The 17864-nt window shown below is 74.0% G+C and carries 17 protein-coding genes and 1 pseudogene; 12 read left to right on the top strand and 6 right to left on the bottom strand.

What is annotated here, in order from left to right:
* Together ADY01_RS18725 and ADY01_RS18720 are read left to right on the top strand one after the other, a co-directional pair.
* The coding region (locus ADY01_RS18725; protein WP_049574535.1) for a DUF305 domain-containing protein at positions 1–495 on the top strand (495 nt) is incomplete at its 5' end.
* A gap of 237 nt (positions 496–732) precedes the next feature.
* Positions 733–1944 (top strand): annotated as a pseudogene (locus tag ADY01_RS18720) (family 16 glycosylhydrolase); the annotation flags it as partial.
* Between the two features lie 79 nt (positions 1945–2023).
* On the opposite strand, the gene ADY01_RS18715 reads toward ADY01_RS18720, so the two are convergent.
* Complete coding sequence (locus tag ADY01_RS18715) at positions 2024–3076, bottom strand: LacI family DNA-binding transcriptional regulator (protein ID WP_049574533.1); 1053 nt, start codon at positions 3074–3076, stop codon at positions 2024–2026.
* Between the two features lie 31 nt (positions 3077–3107).
* On the opposite strand from ADY01_RS18715, the gene ADY01_RS18710 reads away from it, so the two are divergent.
* Genes ADY01_RS18710 through ADY01_RS18690 form a run of 5 tightly spaced genes read left to right on the top strand, consistent with a single transcriptional unit; the run spans position 3108 to position 7320 of the window.
* A complete protein-coding gene (locus ADY01_RS18710) occupies positions 3108–4310 on the top strand; it encodes an NAD(P)/FAD-dependent oxidoreductase (RefSeq protein WP_234320301.1) in 1203 nt (400 codons plus the stop codon).
* A gap of 32 nt (positions 4311–4342) precedes the next feature.
* Entirely contained in the window at positions 4343–4708 is a 366-nt protein-coding gene (locus ADY01_RS18705) for an Rv2175c family DNA-binding protein (protein ID WP_049574528.1), read from the top strand.
* A gap of 19 nt (positions 4709–4727) precedes the next feature.
* Positions 4728–5372 carry a thiamine phosphate synthase gene (thiE, locus tag ADY01_RS18700; protein ID WP_049574525.1) on the top strand — a complete coding sequence of 215 codons (645 nt, stop codon included), beginning with the start codon at positions 4728–4730 and terminating at the stop codon, positions 5370–5372.
* Positions 5373–5408: 36 nt separating this feature from the next.
* Positions 5409–6335, top strand: a complete 927-nt coding sequence (gene metF / locus ADY01_RS18695) for a methylenetetrahydrofolate reductase [NAD(P)H] (protein WP_049574522.1) — start codon at positions 5409–5411, stop codon at positions 6333–6335.
* Between the two features lie 22 nt (positions 6336–6357).
* Positions 6358–7320, top strand: coding sequence for a hypothetical protein (locus ADY01_RS18690; protein WP_053170964.1), 963 nt, complete (start codon positions 6358–6360; stop codon positions 7318–7320).
* A gap of 327 nt (positions 7321–7647) precedes the next feature.
* Here ADY01_RS18690 and ADY01_RS18685 read toward each other — a convergent pair whose 3' ends face one another.
* The gene (locus ADY01_RS18685; protein WP_049574520.1) at positions 7648–8265 is read right to left on the bottom strand and encodes a TetR/AcrR family transcriptional regulator; all 618 of its coding nucleotides are present in this window, start codon (positions 8263–8265) and stop codon (positions 7648–7650) included.
* A gap of 149 nt (positions 8266–8414) precedes the next feature.
* On the opposite strand from ADY01_RS18685, the gene ADY01_RS18680 reads away from it, so the two are divergent.
* The 3 genes from ADY01_RS18680 to ADY01_RS18670 all read left to right on the top strand — a co-directional run bounded on the left by ADY01_RS18680 (position 8415) and on the right by ADY01_RS18670 (position 10344).
* Complete coding sequence (locus ADY01_RS18680) at positions 8415–8885, top strand: SAV_6107 family HEPN domain-containing protein (RefSeq protein ID WP_159001278.1); 471 nt, start codon at positions 8415–8417, stop codon at positions 8883–8885.
* Between the two features lie 43 nt (positions 8886–8928).
* Complete coding sequence (locus tag ADY01_RS18675; RefSeq protein ID WP_049574515.1) at positions 8929–9738, top strand: class I SAM-dependent methyltransferase; 810 nt, start codon at positions 8929–8931, stop codon at positions 9736–9738.
* Positions 9739–9945: 207 nt separating this feature from the next.
* On the top strand, positions 9946–10344 hold the full coding sequence (locus tag ADY01_RS18670) for a DUF3040 domain-containing protein (protein ID WP_049574512.1): 399 nt from the start codon (positions 9946–9948) through the stop codon (positions 10342–10344).
* 358 nt (positions 10345–10702) lie between these two features.
* Here ADY01_RS18670 and ADY01_RS41305 read toward each other — a convergent pair whose 3' ends face one another.
* From ADY01_RS41305 to ADY01_RS18650, 4 genes are all read right to left on the bottom strand, one after another.
* Positions 10703–13099 carry a transglutaminase TgpA family protein gene (locus ADY01_RS41305; RefSeq protein WP_267888448.1) on the bottom strand — a complete coding sequence of 799 codons (2397 nt, stop codon included), beginning with the start codon at positions 13097–13099 and terminating at the stop codon, positions 10703–10705.
* Positions 13100–13124: 25 nt separating this feature from the next.
* Positions 13125–14423: a DUF58 domain-containing protein gene (locus tag ADY01_RS18660; protein WP_049574508.1), complete on the bottom strand. Its 1299-nt coding sequence runs from the start codon at positions 14421–14423 to the stop codon at positions 13125–13127.
* Complete coding sequence (locus ADY01_RS18655) at positions 14423–15442, bottom strand: AAA family ATPase (RefSeq protein ID WP_420715724.1); 1020 nt, start codon at positions 15440–15442, stop codon at positions 14423–14425. The genes ADY01_RS18660 and ADY01_RS18655 overlap by 1 nt, the downstream gene beginning before the upstream one ends.
* 104 nt (positions 15443–15546) lie before the next feature.
* Positions 15547–16062 (bottom strand): beta-class carbonic anhydrase, encoded by a 516-nt coding sequence (locus ADY01_RS18650; protein ID WP_049574502.1) that lies wholly within the window; start codon positions 16060–16062, stop codon positions 15547–15549.
* Between the two features lie 232 nt (positions 16063–16294).
* Here ADY01_RS18650 and rsmH point away from each other — a divergent pair, with 232 nt between their 5' ends.
* Together rsmH and ADY01_RS18640 are read left to right on the top strand one after the other, a co-directional pair.
* Entirely contained in the window at positions 16295–17272 is a 978-nt protein-coding gene (gene rsmH, locus ADY01_RS18645; RefSeq protein WP_049574498.1) for a 16S rRNA (cytosine(1402)-N(4))-methyltransferase RsmH, read from the top strand.
* Positions 17269–17864, top strand: a 596-nt coding sequence (locus tag ADY01_RS18640; RefSeq protein ID WP_049574495.1) for an FtsB family cell division protein, incomplete at its 3' end; no start/stop codon positions are given. The genes rsmH and ADY01_RS18640, both read left to right, overlap by 4 nt.

The following is a 17864-nucleotide window of genomic DNA, read 5'->3' as shown; positions in this document are numbered from 1 at the left end:
GATGCGGACCCGGACCCGGACCCGGCCACCGACCCCGCCGCGGTCGGCTCCCTGAACCCCACCGACCTCGCCTGGATCCAGCTGATGATCCCGGTGAACGACCGGATGATCCTGATGCTCGACCAGGTGACCGAGCGCAGCCCCGACCCCGCCTTCCGGGAGTTCGCCGACGAGCTCGCGGCGAACCACCGGACCGAACTCACCGGGCTGCACGCCCTGCTGGACGCGGCGGGCGTGGAGTACGTCAACCTCCACGAGGGCCACAACATGCCGGGCATGGTCACCGAGGAGGAGCTGACCGGCCTGGCCGCGGCCGAGGGAGCCGCGTTCGACCGCGAGGCCAAGGCCCACCTGCGCGAACACCTGGAGAAGTCGGCCGAGGCGTCCCGTTCCGAGATCGAGTCCGGCGCGGACGCCGACGCCACCGCCCTGGCCGCCGACCTCGACGCGACGCGCGCCGGCCAGCTGGCCGACCTCGAACGGCTCGGCGGCTGAGCCGCCCCGGCGCCGCCGGGAACCCCGAGACCCCCCACGGAACCACACCACGCCCACCCCCACGCACCGGCGGCCCCGGCCGCCGCCACCCCCCACCAAGGAAAGGACCAGGACGAGATCATGCATGCCACAGAACCGAGGAGGCGTCTGCCACGTGTCGTGGCGGCGCTGGTCGCCGCCATGGCGACGGTCCTCGGCCTCACCGCCCTGAACGGCCCGTCGGCGGCGGCCCAGGAAGAGGTCCTGCTCTCCTACAACAAGCCCGCCCAGGCGTCCACCAGCCAGAACGACGGGAACTGCTGGGAGTGCACCCCGGCCCGCGCGTTCGACTACGACCCGGCCAGCCGCTGGGCCACCTCGCCCGACAACGGCTGGGTGGACCCGGGCTGGATCTCCGTCGACCTGGGCGCCCCGGCCGACATCAGCCGCGTCGTTCTCCAGTGGGACCCGGCCAACGCCCGCTCCTACGAGATCCAGGTCTCGGACGACGGGCAGAACTGGGAGCCGATCCACCAGACCACCACCGGCGCCGGGTTCCGCGAGGACATCGAGGTCTCCGGCTCCGGCCGCTACGTGCGGATGTACGGCACGCAGCGCTCGGGCCCCTACGGCTACTCGCTGTGGGAGTTCCAGGTCTGGGGCACCGGCGGCGCCCCCGAGGCACCGCCGATCCCGCCGGACCCGGCCGACCCGCCGCAGCTGGTGTGGAGCGACGAGTTCGACGGAGCCGCGGGATCGACGCCCGACCCGGCCAAGTGGAGCCAGGACCCGGGCAACGGGCGCAACAACGAGCTCCAGGTCTACACCGACGGCAACAACACGCGGATGGACGGCAACGGCAGCCTGGTGATCGAGTCCCGCCGCGAGGAGACGCCGGGCTCCAGCTGCCCCGTGGACCCGCTCAGCGGCTCCACCACCTGCCAGTACACGTCGGGCCGGATGAACACCTACGGGAAATTCGACTTCACCTACGGCAGGGTCGAGGCCCGGATCCAGGTGGCCAGCACGCGCGGCATGTGGCCGGCGTTCTGGATGCTCGGCTCCGACTTCTACTCCGAGGGGCGCCCGTGGCCCTACACCGGTGAGATCGACATCATGGAGCACGTGGGCCACGAGCCCAACACCGTGCACTCCACGCTGCACGCCCCCGCCTACAACGGCGGTGGCGGCTACGGGAACTCCTACGAGCTGCCGAGTCCCGCCTCGGCCGGGTACCACGTGTACGCGGTGGAGTGGGACAGCCGGGGCATGGTGTTCACCGTGGACGACAACGTCGTGCACACCGTCGACCGCGCGGAGCTGGAGAGGACGGTCGGGCCCTGGGTCTTCGACCACGACTTCTTCCTCATCCTGAACACCGCGGTGGGCGGCGACTGGCCGGGGCCGCCGGACGGCTCCACGGTCTTCCCGCAGCAGATGCGGGTGGACTACGTGCGCGTCTACCAGTGATCGGCCGGCCGCCGGCGCTCGCCCTTCCCCGGGCGCCGGCGGTCCGCCACCCACGCCCCTCCCCGCGCCCGGGGACCGGTCAGGCGCTCTGCCGGACCACGAGCGAGGGGTGGAACACGACGGAGGGCAACGGCCGTTCGCCCGCGTCGATCTGACGCAGCAGCAGCCGGGCCATCTCCGCCGCCATCTCCTCCACCGGCTGGCGGACCGTGGTCAGCGGCGGGTCACAGGCCAGCGCCGAGCTGCTGTCGTCGAAGCCCACCACCGCGACGTCGTCCGGCACGCGCCGCCCCCGCCGGTGCAACGCCGCCACCGCGCCCAGCGCCATCAGGTCCGAGGCGACGAACACCCCGTCCAGGTCGGGCCGCAGGCCCAGCAGCCTGTTCATCCCCAGCGTCCCGCTCGCCTGCGTGAAGTCCCCCTCGGTCCACACCACTTCGGGCAGCCCGCACTCCCGCGCCGCGGCCCGGAACGCGCCAAGCCGCTCCTGCGCCGCCGTCATGTCCTGCGGGCCCGCTATCGCGCCCACCCGCCTCCTGCCCGTCGCCGCCAGGTGCTCGGCCGCGAGCCTGGCGCCCGCCCGCTGGTCGGCGTCGACATAGGTGATGGACGTCGGCCCCGCCGGCCGCCCCGCCAGCACCGCGGGCAGCGCCGTGTCCGCCAGCAGCTCCGGCAGCGGATCGGCGGCGTGCGCGGAGATCAGCACCACCCCGTCCACGTGCCCCTGCTGGAGATACCCGAGCAGCTGGGTGCGCGACGGCTCGTCGTCCGCGAGCATCAGCACGATCTGCACCCCGCGCGGCCTGGCCACCTCCAGCAGCCCGCTGACCACCCGGCCGAAGTACGGGTCCGAGAACATCCGCCCCACGAAGGGCCCGCTCACCTCGCGCTTCTCCCGCTCCGACACCACGAGCGCCACCGAGTCGGTGCGCCGCGTGACGAGCGAACGCGCCGCGCGGTTGGGCACGTAACGCGTCCGGGCGATCGCCTCCTGCACCAGCTTGCGCAACCGGGGATCAACGGTGGACTCGCCGTTGATCACCCGCGACACGGTGGCTCGCGAGACCCCCGCCACGCGGGCCACATGCTCCAGGGTGACGGGCCTGGAGGTCGAGGAGGGCTCCGTGGTCACCCCGCCTTTATACCCCCGTACGCTGGGGCGCGTGACGAGTTCGCGAGTCGTGATCGCCGGGGGCGGACTGGCAGGGGCGCAGACCGCCGTGTCGCTGCGCGAGCGCGGGTGGGACGGTGCCATCACGCTCGTGGGCGCAGAGCCCCACCGGCCCTACGACCGGCCGCCGCTCTCCAAGGACGTGCTGCTCGGCAAGGCCGAGGGAGCCGACCTCGGCGTGGACTTCGAGGCGCTCGGCGTCGAGCTGCTGCTCGGCCGCGCCGCGACCGGCGTCCGCCCCGGCGCCATGACGCTCGACACCGACGCCGGCCCGCTCCGCTACGACCACCTGGTGCTGGCCACCGGCGCCGAGCCCGTCACCCTGCCCGGCACCGAGGACGTTCCCGGCGTTCACACCCTGCGCACCCTGGACGACGCCCGCCGCCTGAAGCCGGTGCTCGACGCCGGAGGCAGCGTGGTCGCCGTCGGCGCGGGCTGGATCGGCGCCGAGGTCGCCACCGCGGCCCGCGCCGCCGGCTGCCGGATCACCGTGGCCGAGGCCGCCCACCACCCGCTGGCCGGCGCGCTGCCCGCGGAGGTCACCGCGCCCATGCGGCGCTGGTACGAGGAGGCGGGCGCGGAGCTGCGCACCGGCGCCGCGGTCATCGCGGTGCACGACGGCGAGGTGGAGCTGGCCGATGGGACCGTGCTGGGCGCCGACGCGGTGCTGGTCGGCATCGGCTCGCGCCCGGCCACCGGCTGGCTGGCCGGCTCCGGGATCGAGCTGGCCCCGGACGGTTCGGTCGCCGCCGACGCCGGGCTGCGCACCGGCGCCCCGGGCGTCTACGCGGTCGGCGACTGCGCCTCCTACCCCGCGGCCCGCTACGGCGGCAGGCGGCTGCTGGTCCACCACTGGGACAACGCCCTGACCGGGCCGCTCACGGCCGCCTCCGGGATCACCGGGGGCGACGCCGTCCACGACCCGGTGCCGTACTTCTGGTCGGAGCAGTTCGGCCGGTATGTGGCGCACGCGGGGCTGCACGGCCCCGGCGACGTGCTGGTGTGGCGCGGTGACCCGGACGGCCCGTCCTGGTCGGCGCTGTGGCTGGGCGGCGACGGCGAGCTGCGGGCGGTGCTGACGGTCGACCGGCCCAGGGACCTGGCCCAGGGCCGCCGCCTGCTGGGGAGCGGCGCGCGGCTGGATCCGGAGCGGGCCGCCGACCCGTCCGTACCACTCAAGGCGGCCGCCCGCTGACGGCTGTCGGTGGAAGGTGGCAGGCTGGACGCGTGACCGAGATTGATGCGAAGACCGACGCTCTCGTCCCCGCCTGGCTCACCGTTCCCGACATTGCCGAAGATCTCGGCGTGGAGGTGACCCGCGTCCGCCAGCTGATCAAGGAGGGCCAGCTGATCGCGGTGCGGCGGGGAGAGAACCGGGTCCTCCAGGTGCCCGCCGCGTTCATCGACGGAGAGAAGATCGTCAAGGGGCTGGTAGGCACCCTGACGCTGCTCAGGGACGACGGCTTCAGCGACGAGGAGATGCTGGAGTGGCTGTTCACGCCCGATGACAGCCTCCCTGGCACCCCCGCGCAGGCGCTGGGGGAGAATCGGGGCACGGAGGTGAAGCGCCGCGCCCAGGCGCTCGCCGTGTGATCTGACGCGAGGGGGACACATGCGGCTGGCCGATGCCCGGCTCTATCTGTGTACGGACGCCAGGAAGCGGCAGGGGGACCTGCCGCTCTTCCTGGACGCCGTCCTGGCGGGCGGCGTGGACATCGTGCAGCTGCGCGACAAGACGCTGGAGGCGGCCGAGGAGCTGGAGCACCTGGCCGTGTTCGCCGACGCCTGCCGGCGGCACGGCAAGCTCCTGGCCGTCAACGACCGGGCCGATGTCGCGCACGCGGCGGACTCCGACGTGCTCCACCTCGGCCAGGGCGACCTGCCGGTGGCCGCCGCCCGGACGATCCTGGGCGACCGCGTGCTCATCGGCCGCTCCACGCACGCCGTGGCGGAGGTGGACGCGGCGGTGGCCGACCCCCGAGTGGACTACTTCTGCACGGGCCCCTGCTGGCCGACCCCCACCAAGCCGGGCCGCCCCGCGCCGGGGCTGCCCCTGGTGCGGCACGCGGCCTCGGTGGAGGGGGAGCGCCCCTGGTTCGCCATCGGCGGAATCGACTCCGGGACGCTGGACGCGGTCCTCGACGCCGGGGCCCGCCGCGTCGTGGTGGTCCGCGCCCTCACGGAGGCGGACGACCCGGCCGCCGCGGCGGCCGGGCTGGCGCTGCGCCTGCGCGAGCGTCCGCTTCCCGGGCAGTGAGTGGTCGATCAGGGGAGCTTGGGTAACCTACAGCGCATGGCCCTTGGCATTGCCAGCAGGATGACGGGGCGCGCGCCCACGGTGCGCGACCTGCTCGCGGCGGGCGAGCGCTCGTACTCGTTCGAGTTCAGCCCGCCCAAGACGGAGAAGGGCGAGCGCACGCTGTGGAGCGCGATCCGCCGCGTCGAGGCGGTCAGCCCCACCTTCGTCTCCGTGACCTACGGCGCGGGCGGCTCCTCCCGGGAGCGGACCGTGCGGGCCACCGAGCAGATCGCCACCGAGACGACGCTGACCCCCGTCGCCCACCTCACCGCGGTCAACCACTCGGTCGCCGAACTGCGGAACATCGTGGGCCAGTACGCCGGCGCGGGCATCAGGAACATGCTGGCGCTGCGCGGCGACCCCCCCGGTGACCCGATGGGCGAGTGGACCAGGCACCCCGAGGGCATCACCTATGCCGCCGAACTGGTCTCGCTCATCAAGGAGTCGGGCGACTTCTGCGTGGGCGTCGCCGCCTTCCCCGAGATGCACCCCCGCTCCACGGACTGGGAGAGTGACGTCCGGCACTTCGTCGCCAAGTGCCGCGCGGGCGCGGACTTCGCGATCACCCAGATGTTCTTCTACCCCGAGGACTACCTCAGGCTGCGCGACCGGGTCGCCGCCGCGGGCTGCTCCACCCCCATCATCCCCGAGGTGATGCCGATCACCAGCGTGCGGCAGATCGAGCGCTTCACGCAGCTGAGCAACGCCGCGTTCCCCCCGGAGCTGGAAAGACGCATCCTCGCGGTCAAAGACGACCCGATGGCTGTACGCTCGGTCGGGATCGATTTCGCCACGGAGTTGTGTGCGAGGCTGATGGAGGAGGACATCCCCGGGCTCCACTTCATCACGCTGAACACGTCGGTGCACTCCACGGCAACGCTTGACGTCTACAAGAACCTCGGTCTGCACCAACGGACGTGAGGGTCACTGTGAGAGGGGCGTAATGGGCTGGACGGTCCTCTACATCGCGTTTGGCTTCGTCGCCCTGTGGCTGCTGGGTGAGGTGCTTCTCCAGTACAAGGCGCGGCTGCGCTGGCGGTTGGTGGCCTTCTGTGGCTTCCTCGGCGTCGTGCTCGGCGTGTTGATGCCGTCCGTGCCGGTGATCGCCCTCGGCGCGGTCGCGTTCGCCACGGGCCAGACGTTCGTCACCCTCTCCTTCCGCCGCGGCTTCTCGACCGGCTGGGCGCTCGGCGGCAAGCCGGGCACCAGCAAGCGCCGCCGTGAGCGCGCCGGAGGCGCGATCCAGCCGATGCCCGCCGTCCCCGATGTGCCGGCCGCCCCGAGCCCGCCCGAGGCGCCGTACGAGGCAGCGCCCGACGCGTTCGGCGCCCCCGCCATGCCCCAGCCCCCGGCCGAGGCGCCCTCGGAGGCGTTCGCCGACTACGCGGCCGACGGCGGCGGATACGGCGGCCGGATATACACCGAGGAGTTCGACGGGCAGGGGCAGCAGGCCCTCGCCGGATATGGCGAGGCCCCCGCGGACGCGTACGACGCGGGCCGCGACACCTACCACGACCCGTACGCCCCCGTCGGCCAGGGGCTCGGCGGCTACCCGGGGGAGTACCCGAGCGAGACGCCGGCCTGGGGGACGCCGCAGGCGGACTACGCCGCCGAGACCTACCAGCCCGAGCACCAGCCGTACGCCGCGACCTACGCCGCCGCCGACTACCCGGGACACGCGGTGCCGGCGGGCGACCAGGGGGCCGCCGGCTACCCCCCGCTCTCCGACCCGTACTACCAGGAGACGCCGGCGGGCGGCCTGTGGGTGCCGCAGCAGCGCGAGAGCCACGTCCCCGACCCGGGCTACGGGTACCCGCAGCAGCAGCCCGACCACGAGTACCCGCGCAACGACGGATACGACTCCTCGGGCCAGGGCTACTACTTCACGGACGACCAGCGCTACTGAGCGCCGTCCTCGGGCTCTCCCCGCGCCGTTCTCGCTCCCTCTCGCGGTTCCCGTTCCACTGTTTCCCCCGTTTCCTCCTGCCCTCCTCTCCGCCGCGCGGCCGGCGGTGGGCGACGGTGCGCGACGGTGCGCGAAGGGCCCACGGCGGGCTGAGTACCGGGATGAGTAGCACCTGAGTAGGTGAGCGGAGGAACGCGGCACGCCGCCGCGGAAGAGTGATGACCGGCAGGGCCCGCGGTCCGCACCGCCGACACGGGGCGGCGGTGCGGGCCGGGGCCCGGCCACACCCGGGGTGGGGGACCTCGCCGGGGTGCGGGAGGCGCTTCGTCAGTGCCGCCCGTCCCCGGCGAGCCGGCCGCGAAGTATCCGCGAGAACGCGGCGCGCACCTCTTCCGGCGGCCGGGCCGCGTGGTACGTCTGCCAGTCGAGCGCGCCGACCACGACCATCGTCAGCAGCACCCCGGCCGTCAGCTCGACATCCAGCGACGCGGTCAACTCCCCGGACTTCACCCCGCGTCGGAGCACATCCTCCACCACGTGCGCGACCCCTCCGCGCAGTTCGGCGAGGGCCGGGTGCCAGGAGCGGTTCGGGCGCCACTGCTCGGCGACCAGCAGCCGCGCGAAGTCCGCGTGGGCGGTGGTGAAGACGAGACCGGCCCCGGCCATGGCGTCCAGCGCGTCGGCCGCGCCGCCGCCCGAGGCGAACGCCCCCGCCGCCGCGTCCTCGAGCGCCGTGGTCAGCGACGCCATCCCCTGGCGGAGGACCTCCTCGAACAGGTCCGTCTTGCCGCCGAAGTTGTAGTAGAGCGTGCCCTTGGCGACGCCGGCCCGCTCCGCGATCTGCTCCACGGTCGTGGAGGTGAATCCCTGCTCCGCGATGAGCGTGACCGCCGCGTCGCAGAGCCGCTGCCGGGTCGCACTGCGGCGGGTGCTCGCGCGTGTCATGGGGCGATTCTCTCCCCCTTTGCGGAAGGCACTCCGAACGGATTGTCAGTGCCATGGGTCACCATGTGCCCAGATGCGCATACCGCGCGGAATCAGCACCAGCTGGGACCGCTTGTACGACGCGAATGACGACTGACTGGAGGCTCGTCATGACCGGACTCCCGACCGATGTGCACCCTGTGCCGCGCCGGGCTCCCGCGCCGCCGGCCGCGCTCGACCTGCTCGCCCAGGCGGAGCGCGGCCTCGGCGAGGCGGCCGCGCTGAAGGACCCGGGCGAGTCCTATGTGGCCGCCCACCTCGCCGCGCTGCGCGCGGCGGCGGCCGTGCTCGCCGTCCGGGGCCGCCCCGAGCCCACGGCCAGGGGCCGGCGGCGGATCCGCAGCGTGTGGGAGGTGCTGCCCGAGATAGCGCCCGAGCTGGCCGAGTGGAGTCTGCTGTTCGGCGCGAGCGCCGAGCGGCGGGCGCGGATCGACGCGGGCATCCGCGGGGTCGCCACCCGGGGCGACGCCGACGACCTGTGCCGCGCCGCGGGCTTCTTCCTGCGGCTCATAGAGGACATGCTGCTGCGCCAGCCGGTGCTGCGCGCAGACGGGAGGCTGGGGGACCGAGGCGACAAGTAGGGTGGAGAAGCCCCGTCACGCCACACCGAGGAGCTTCCCCGCCATGCCGTCAGAGTCGAGGGTCAGCGCCGGCGGCCCGTCCCCGGGTCCGCACGCCGCGCTGCGTGCCGGGGTGGCCTGGGAGGTGCTGCGGCAGGCGCTGCGGCGGCGGGCCGAGGCGGCGGGCCGCGAGGTGCTGGACGTGCTCGACACCGGCGGCGGCAGCGGCAGTTTCGCCGTCCCCGTGGCGGGTCTCGGGCACCGCGTCACCGTGGTCGACCCCAGTCCCGACGCGCTGTTCGCGCTGGAGCGCAGGGCCGCCGAGGAGGGCGTCGCGTGGGAGTCGTCCTCGGCCGGCAAGGCGCGGGGCGTGCAGGGCGATACGCAGGACCTGCTCGCGGTCGCCGGGCCCCGCGCGTATGACCTGGTGCTCTGTCACGGCGTGCTGGAGCACGTGGAGGACCCCGCCGCCGCGCTCGCCTCGGTGGCCGGTGCGCTGCGGCCGGGCGGCACGTTGAGCCTGCTCGTCGCGGGCGTCGGCGGCGCCGTTCTCGCGCGGGCGCTGGCCGGGCGCTTCACGGAGGCCAGGGTCGCCCTGGGCGACCCGGCGGGGCGGTGGGGCGAGGCCGATCCGGTGCCGCACCGGTTCACCGTCGCCGGGCTCACCGCACTGGTGAGCGGCGCGGGCCTGACCCCGGGTGAGGTGCACGGGATCCGCGTCTTCGCCGACCTGGTGCCCGGCTCCCTGGTGGACACCGAGCCCGACGCGCTCACCGCGCTGACCAGGCTGGAAGCGGAAGCGGCGCGTCAGCCGGCGTTCCAGGCGATCGCGGGCCAGCTCCACATCCTCGCCCGGCTTCCGGGCGAACTGTAGTCCAGTTCCTCGTATCATCGTGAGGAGCCCGCCGGGCATGATCCGGGGCCGGCGAGGGAAGGACTTTTCCAACCCCGCAGGGCGTGGCGTGCCGGGTGCGGTGGGCGAAATTGGCGTACAGGGGTGGGTTTCACAGGGAGACTTCCCTGCCTATCCTTGAAAGAGTCGGATCGGGTCGCCACCGCGACCGACGAGTAGGAGGACTCCGTGCCGCTCTCGGACCACGAGCAGCGCATGCTCGAGCAAATGGAGCGAGCGCTGTACGCCGAAGATCCCAAATTCGCGACAACGCTTGAGGGAAACGAGCTGGCAAAGTACACCCGCAAGCGGGTTTACCAGGCGAGCGCCGGATTCCTGGCGGGGATCGGCCTCCTCATGGGAGGCATGGTCGCGCAGTTCATCGCCCTCAGCGTGGTGGGCTTCCTGGTGATGCTCGGGTGCGCCGTCGTCGCCGTGACGGGCTGGCGCAGGCCGGCCCCGCAGAGCGGCGGCCAGCAGCGTAGCGACACGGGAGGCCGGCAGCCCCGCGCGGGGAAGCAGCGTCGTTCGATGATGAACCGGATCGAGCAGCGCTGGCAGCGGCGCCGCGACGCGCGGGACGACTGAGGCCGACGAGAAGCGTCAGGGCCGCCCGGCACATGCCGGGCGGCCCTTTCTCCTTGCCCGTGTCCCCTGCGGGGCCCGGCCCCGAGGCCGCCCCGTCCAGGACCGCGCGCGCCCCGGGAGGAGCGCGGACACGGTCCGTGTCCGAACGCCGCCCCACCCGTTGCCTGTGCGTTCCGTCGCCCGGGGTGGGGAAAGGGGCTCTCCGGCGGGTGGCTTTCCCGGGCGCCCCGCTTTCCCGGGGCCCGGCCCATTCCCTTCGGTCCGAAACGTCCCCTCGACGCCCGCCCTCGGCTTTTCGGCGCCTTTGGGCGGGCCATCCCTTTCCGGCGGCCCCGCACGCCCCGGCGGGGGCCGCTTCTCAGGCCCGGCGGCGGCTCAGGCGGGCCGTGACACGGCCCATGGCGGCCCTGAGGCGGCCCGCCGTCGCGAGGCGGCGGTCGGTGAGGCCCTGGGTCACCCGCATGGCGGAACGCGGCAGCAGGAGTACCCGCAGCCGTGCCCACCGGCCCGACCCCGCGCGCAGCCCCGCGGAGGCGGCGCGGACGTCGTGCGCGAGCCGCCGTTCCGCGGTGTGCGCCCCCGGCGGGGCGTACAGCTCCTCCTCGACGGCCGTGGCCACCCGCAGCACCGCCGCCGCCGGTTCCTCACCCAGCCTCGTGGCCCGGATCAGCCGGTGCGCCGCCTGCCGCGGCGTCTCCCAGCTCTGCGGCGGCACGCCGTGGTCCCAGGCGGTGTCCTTCAGCTCCCGCCAGGCCGCCAGCGTTCCCGCCCCGGTGGCCAGGCGGCCCGACCTGGCGCGGGTCCGCCACAGCATGGGCGCCGCCAGCGCCGCGAGGAGCAGGAGCCCGCCGCCGCCCCAGACCGCGGCCCCCGGGCCGAGGCCGCCGTTGTCCTCATCGTCCAGCGCGACCGGCTGCTGGTCCGCGCAGGAGCCGTCCGTCCCCGGGTCGCAGCGGTCGGGCGCGGTCGGCGACCCGCTCGGCTCGGGCTCGCTCGGCTCGGGCCGCACGTCCTCCGGCTCGTCGGGGCGGTCCCCGTCCGGGTCCGTCTCGTCCTCGAGGCGGCTGTGGTCGGGCACGTTGCCCTGTCCCGGCGTGGGCTCGAAGCGGACCCAGCCGACGCCCTCGAAGTACAGCTCGGGCCAGGCGTGCGCGTTGTGGATGCCCACCGCGTACGAGCCGCCCGGCATGCGCCTGCCGGGCGTGAAGCCGACGGCCACCTGGGCCGGGATGTCCAGCGCGCGGGCCATCGTCGCCATCGTGAAGGCGAAGTGGACGCAGAATCCTTCCCTCTGTTCGAGGAAGTTGACGATCGCGTCGGTGCCGCTGCCCGAGTCCACCGAGGTCCGGTAGGTGAACCCGCCGTCCCTGGTGAACCAGTTCTGCAGGGCCACGGCCCGCTCGTGGTCGTTCGTGGCGCCCGCGGTGACCTCCAGCGCGGTCTCCAGGACCTCGGGCGGCAGGTTGTCGGGGAGCTGGGTGAAGTGGCGGCCGATGTCCGTCCGCGGGGTGGGGGCGTTCGCCAGCTGCTCGGGGGTCGGCTCCACCAGCAGGTGCTCGACCTGGTACCCGCGGCCCGAGGTGGTCAGCCCGGGGTCGTCCGACACCAGCGTCTGCGAGCCCTCGTCGTAGCCCCACTCGCCCTCGGCCTCGATCGCCGTCGCGGGATAGGGCACGGGCAGCGAGGTCTGCGCGTAGCCCTCGGCCGACTGGAGCGCGGTGGTGACCGGCGTGGTCGCGACCTCGGGCGACAGCCCCGTCACGTCCCAGGGCGGTTCCGGCGCGCGGCGCGCGTGCCAGCCGGACGAACGCCACTCCTCGCCCGTGAAGTCGTCCAGCGCGACCAGCCTCAGGTACAGCTCGCCGGGCTCCGGGCTGTTGGTCCGGTACCGCAGAACCTCCTGGTCCGCCGGCTGGTTGAGCTGGTCCTGGAGGGCGACCACCGGGTTGACCGAGGTGATCGAGCCGGACCCGCCGCCCGCGCCTCCGTCGCCGTCGAGGTCGAGGAGGCCCTGGCCGAACGAGGGGAGCAGCGAGGGCGCCAGCGCGGCGATGCCCAGCGTCACCGCGCCGATGCGCCGCCCGGTCTGCGCCCTCGGCCCCACCGCCAGCGCCCGGTCGGGCGCCGCCATCGGCCGGCCGTGGCCGGGGCCCGAGAAGAACCGCCCCCACGTGCCGAGCCGTTCACGGCCCTCGGCCAGCAGCAGCACCAGGTACCCGGCCGCCGCGAGCACGAAGTAGGGCCAGCCCGAGTCCTCCTGGGCGACCCCGGCCGCCACCGAGTACAGCGCGAGCAGCGGCAGCCCGGCCGAGGCGGCGCTGCGCAGCGGCACCGCCAGCATGTCGACCAGGAGCCCGATGAGCAGCACTCCGCCGAAGACCATCAGGCGGATGCCGTCGGTCGCGGGCGCCGGCACCACGTACTGGCTGATGTCGTCGGCGCCCGAGGACAGGAGCTGCCCGAACCGCTCGAACGCCGCGGGCCCCGGCAGCAGCCCGCCCACCGCGTGGTCGGGGACGCAGACCACGGTCAGCATCAGGAGCGAGGCGAGCACCTGGACCGTTGCCGTCAGCGCGGTGGAGAGCCCCCGCCAGCGCATCAGGATCCCGATGCCGGTCTGCGTCCCCGACAGGATCGCGGTCTGCACCATCCAGTCGGAGCCGCTGATCAGCGGCAGCAGCGCGCAGGCCGCCGCGAGCGTGGCGAGCCACGCCGCGCAGGCCACTCGTATCCTGCTGTCCATCCCGCTGTTCATCCGCCCGTCCACCTCATCCGGAGCCTCAGTACGATCCCCGGCCCGTGCCTGCCAGCTCCAGGGCGGCCTGCTGCCACAGCCGCCCGAGCGGCACCCCCGGCTGGTGGGCGAGGGCCGTCCACCCCGCCTGCCCCAGCGCCCGCAGCCGGTCGGCCTCGAACACCGGGTCCCACTGACCCGCCGCCAGGAACGCGACCGCGCCGCTCGCGCGCTGCCTCAGCCGCCCGAGCACGGCCACCTGCGCGTCGTCCACCGCGCCGAGGAACGCGAGGAGCAGCCCGCAGTCGCCGCCCCGCAGCCCGGCCAGCGCGCCGTCGAGCGTGTCGCCGGGCGAGTGGTCGACGACCGCGAGCGCGTCCATGATCAGTCCCGTGACCTCGGTGGTGTCCGCCCTCCCGGTCTCGGGCCCCGGCATCACCAGGCCGGTGTCCGTCACCAGCCGCACCGCGTATCCCTGCGCCACCAGATGGGTGACGACCGAGGCCGCCCCGGACACCGCGCGTTCGAACGGGGATTCGGGCCCGGAGCCCACGAACGCGCGCCGCCTGGTGTCGAGCACCACGGTGCAGCGGGCCTGGAGCGGCTGCTCCTCGCGCCGCACCATCAGGGCGCCGCGGTGCGCCGTGGACCGCCAGTGCACGCGGCGCAGGTCGTCGCCGTGCCGGTAGTCGCGGGGGATGATGTCGTCGTCGCCCGCCACCGCGATGACCCGCTGCCTGCCCTCCCCGTGCCCGCTCGCGTCGCCGCCCAGACGCACCGGCGGCAGCGACTCGATCCGCGGCAGCACGGTCATGACGTCGTAGGCGTTGAACGAACGGCTCAGCTCGACCATCCCGAACGGGTCGGCCAGCCGCAGCTGGAGCGGGCCCAGCGGGTACCGGCCGCGCGAGTCGGAGCGGATCCGGTAGGTGACCTCCCGGCGCCCGCCCGGCTCGATGCGGTCCAGCACGAACCGGGGCCGCGGGCCCAGCACGTACGGCACCCGGTCCTGGAGCAGCAGCAGCCCGCTGGGGATGCGGGCCACGTTCTCCACGCGCAGGTGCACCCGGGCCTCCGCGCCCGCCGCCACCCGCGCCGGCGACAGGCGCCGCGCCGCCGCCACCCGGCTGCGGGTGCGGTGCAGGACCAGCACGCACAGGACCGGCAGCGCGGCCAGCAGCGCGCCCACGCGCAGCAGGTCGGGCTGGCCCAGCATGTACGCGCACACCGCCGCCGCCCCGCCCGCGGCGAGGAACGACCGCCCGCGGGTGGTCAGCCCGCTGAAGGCGGCCCGCAGCGGTCCCCGGTCGTCCTCCGCGCCCGCGGGCGGCCGGTGATCCGCCATCAGTACCCCCGCAGGCGCTGGGCGGCGTAGGGGTCGGGCACCGTTGTCCTGCGCAGGATGTCCGCGACGAACTGCTCCGTGGTGTGCCGGTTCAGCTGGGCCTGCGCGGTGGGCAGCAGCCGGTGCGCCAGCACCGGCACGGCGAGCTGCTGGATGTCGTCGGGAAGGACGAAGCCCCGCCCGGCCAGCGCCGCCGCCGCCTTCGCCGCCCGCACCAGGTGCAGGGTGGCGCGCGGCGAGGCGCCGAGCCGCAGCTCGGGGTGCGTGCGGGTGGCCGACGTGAGCTCCACCGCGTAACGCCGCACCGAGTCCGACACGTGCACCTCGCGGACGGCCTCGATCAGCTTGAGGATGTCGCTCGCGTGGGCCGCGGGCCGCAGCGACTCCAGCGGCGAGACACCCCCGTGCGACTCCAGCATCCGCAGCTCGGCGTCCGCGCTGGGGTAGCCGACCGACACGCGCGCCATGAAACGGTCCCGCTGCGCCTCGGGCAGCGGGTAGGTGCCCTCCATCTCCACCGGGTTCTGGGTGGCGATCACCATGAAGGGACTCGGCAGCTCGTAGGTGCGGCCGTCCGCGGTGACCTGGCGCTCCTCCATCGACTCCAGGAGCGCGGACTGCGTCTTGGGCGAGGCGCGGTTGATCTCGTCGCCGATGACGATCTGCGCGAACACCGCCCCCGGCTTGAACTCGAACTCCTTGCGCTGCTGGTCGTAGACGCTGACCCCGGTGATGTCCGTCGGCAGCAGGTCCGGCGTGAACTGGATCCGCTGAACCGAACAGTCGATCGACTTCGCCAGCGCCTTGGCCAGCATCGTCTTGCCCACCCCCGGGACGTCCTCGAGCAGCAGGTGCCCTCCGGCGAGCAGCACCGTCAGCGAGAGCCGCACGACCTCCGGCTTGCCCTCGATCACGCTCTCCACCGCGCGGCGTACCTGCTCCGCGGTGGCGCTCAGATCGGTGAGCTTGGTTTGCTCCTCATAGGTCGTCACCCGGCCCTCCTCGGCCCCTCTTGCCATGCCTGGCCCGACGCGTCGTCCGAGCCGCGTCGCTCACCCGGACACCTGTTCCGAACCGGACGGTTGCCTTTCCCCAGCATTCTTCACACAGTGGGGGTCACCCGTCACCGGGACGACGTGCCCGCCGGGTCGACCTCGCGCAGCAGACCGGTCGTCACGTCGAACACAAAGCCGCGTACGTCATCAGTGTGCGGGAGGAAAGGCGAGGTGCGCACGCGGGCCATCGACTGACGCACGTCCTGGTCGAGATCCGCGAAGGACTCCACCGCCCAGCTCGGCCGCTGCCCGACCTCCAGTTCGAGGTCGTGGCGGAAGTCCTCGCTCAGCCCGAGGAGGCCACAGCCGGTGTGGTGGATGAGGACCACGGCCTCGGTCCCGAGCAGGCGCTGGCTGATGGTCAGGGAGCGGATGACGTCGTCGGTGACCACGCCGCCCGCGTTGCGGATGGTGTGGCAGTCGCCCAGGGCGAGGCCGAGCGCGTCATGGAGGTCGATCCGGGCATCCATGCAGGCGACGACGGCGACCTTGCGCACCGGCCTGGCATCCATCCCGGGGTCGCTGAACCCGGCGGCATACCGCTTGTTGGCGTGAAGGAGCTGATCCGTGACCGAGTGCGTCATATCGGTGACGGTAATACGCCCGACAAAGCCCCGTCTCGTTGGTGCGAGTGATGCGGGTCACAGCGCCGTGCCCCATCCTGGGGTCGATCCGGTGTGAGCCCGAAACGCCGGGCCCCGACCAACCTCAGTGATTGACCGCGGAAACAGGTGGGCTAGGGTGACGCGCACTGGGAGGCGTGCGTCAGGCCGCCGTTTTCGCCCGTCACCTGTCTCACCTCCCCTCGGAAGGCATATGACGACCAGCAACGACCGGCCGCCGGAAGCCCGGCACCGCCCCGTGATGCTCCAGCGCTGCCTGGAGCTGCTGGGCCCGGCGCTGCACGGTTCCGACGCGGTGGCGGTCGACTGCACGCTCGGCCTCGGCGGCCACAGCGAGGCGCTGCTGGACGCGTTCCCCTCCCTCAGGCTGGTCGCGCTCGACCGCGACCGCGAGGCCCTGCGCCTGGCCGCGGAGCGCCTGGCCCCCTACGGCGACCGGGCCACGCTGGTGCACGCCGTCTACGACGAGCTGCCCGACGTCCTCGCCCGCCTCTCCCTCACCCGAGTGGCCGGTGTCCTGTTCGACCTCGGCGTCTCCTCCATGCAGCTCGACGAGGCGGAACGCGGCTTCGCCTACGCCCAGGACGCCCCGCTCGACATGCGCATGGACCAGTCGTCCGGCCCGAGCGCGGCCGACGTCCTCAACACCTACGCGCCCGGCGACCTCGTCCGGATCCTGCGGACCTACGGTGAGGAGCGCAACGCCCGCCGCATCGTCGACGCCATCGCCAAGGAGCGCGGGCGCGCGCCCCTGACGTCGAGCGCCCACCTGGTCGCCCTCATCCGCGACGCCCTGCCGCAGGCCGCCAAGCGCACCGGGGGGAACCCGGCCAAGCGCACCTTCCAGGCCCTGCGCATCGAGGTCAACGGCGAGCTGCGCGTGCTGGAACGCGCCCTGCCCGCCGCCGTCGGCACCCTCGCGGTCGGCGGGCGGATCGCCGTCCTCTCCTACCACTCGCTGGAGGACCGGCTGGTGAAGCGGGCGCTCGCCGAGGGTGCGGGCAACACCGCGCCCCCGGGACTGCCCGTCATCCCCGAGCAGTACCAGCCCCGGCTGCGCCTGCTGACCCGCGGCGCCGAGCAGCCGGGGCCGGAGGAGCTCGCCGCCAACACGCGCGCCGCCCCCGCCAGGCTCCGCGCCGCCGAGCGCGTCAGGGAGGCCGTCCGATGAGCCCCCGCCGCAGCCTCGGCCCCTTCACCCAGGCGCGCCTCACCCGGCTGGCCGGTCTGGTCCCCACCCGCTCCTCCTCCGCGGCCCGCACCCCGTTCGTCCTGCTCATCGTCCTGCTCCTCGGCGCGGGCATGCTGGCCCTCCTCTTCCTCAACGCCTCGCTCAACCAGGGCTCGTTCGAGCTGAGCGAGCTGCGCAAGGAGACCCGCGAGCTCACCGACGAGCAGCAGGAGCTCCAGGCCGAGGTGGACGGCTACTCCGCCCCCGACGCCCTGGCCGAACGCGCCCGCGAGCTGGGCCTCGTCCCCGCGGGACCGCCCGCCTTCCTCGGCCCCGACGGCTCCGTCCTCGGAGACCCCCAGCCCGCCCCGTCCTCCGCGCCCACCGCGGACCCGCGGGGGGACGGCCAGAACGGCGAGAACGGGACCGGCGGCCTCGACGGGGACGGCGCCGCGCCCGGCGGCTCGGAGGAACGGCCCGAGATCGCGCCGCAGTCCGGCGGAGCGGGCCGGCCCGTCAGCCCCTCGCCCGAACCGCCCGCGAGCCCCTCGGGCGAGCCGTCCCCGGGCGAGGCGTCCGCCCCGCCGAGCGC

The sequence above is a fragment of the Streptomyces sp. SBT349 genome (assembly GCF_001083795.1).
GTDB lineage: Bacteria > Actinomycetota > Actinomycetes > Streptomycetales > Streptomycetaceae > Streptomyces.
The sequence above is the reverse complement of the archived record's forward strand: the minus strand, read 5'-3'. Positions and strand labels throughout refer to the sequence as shown.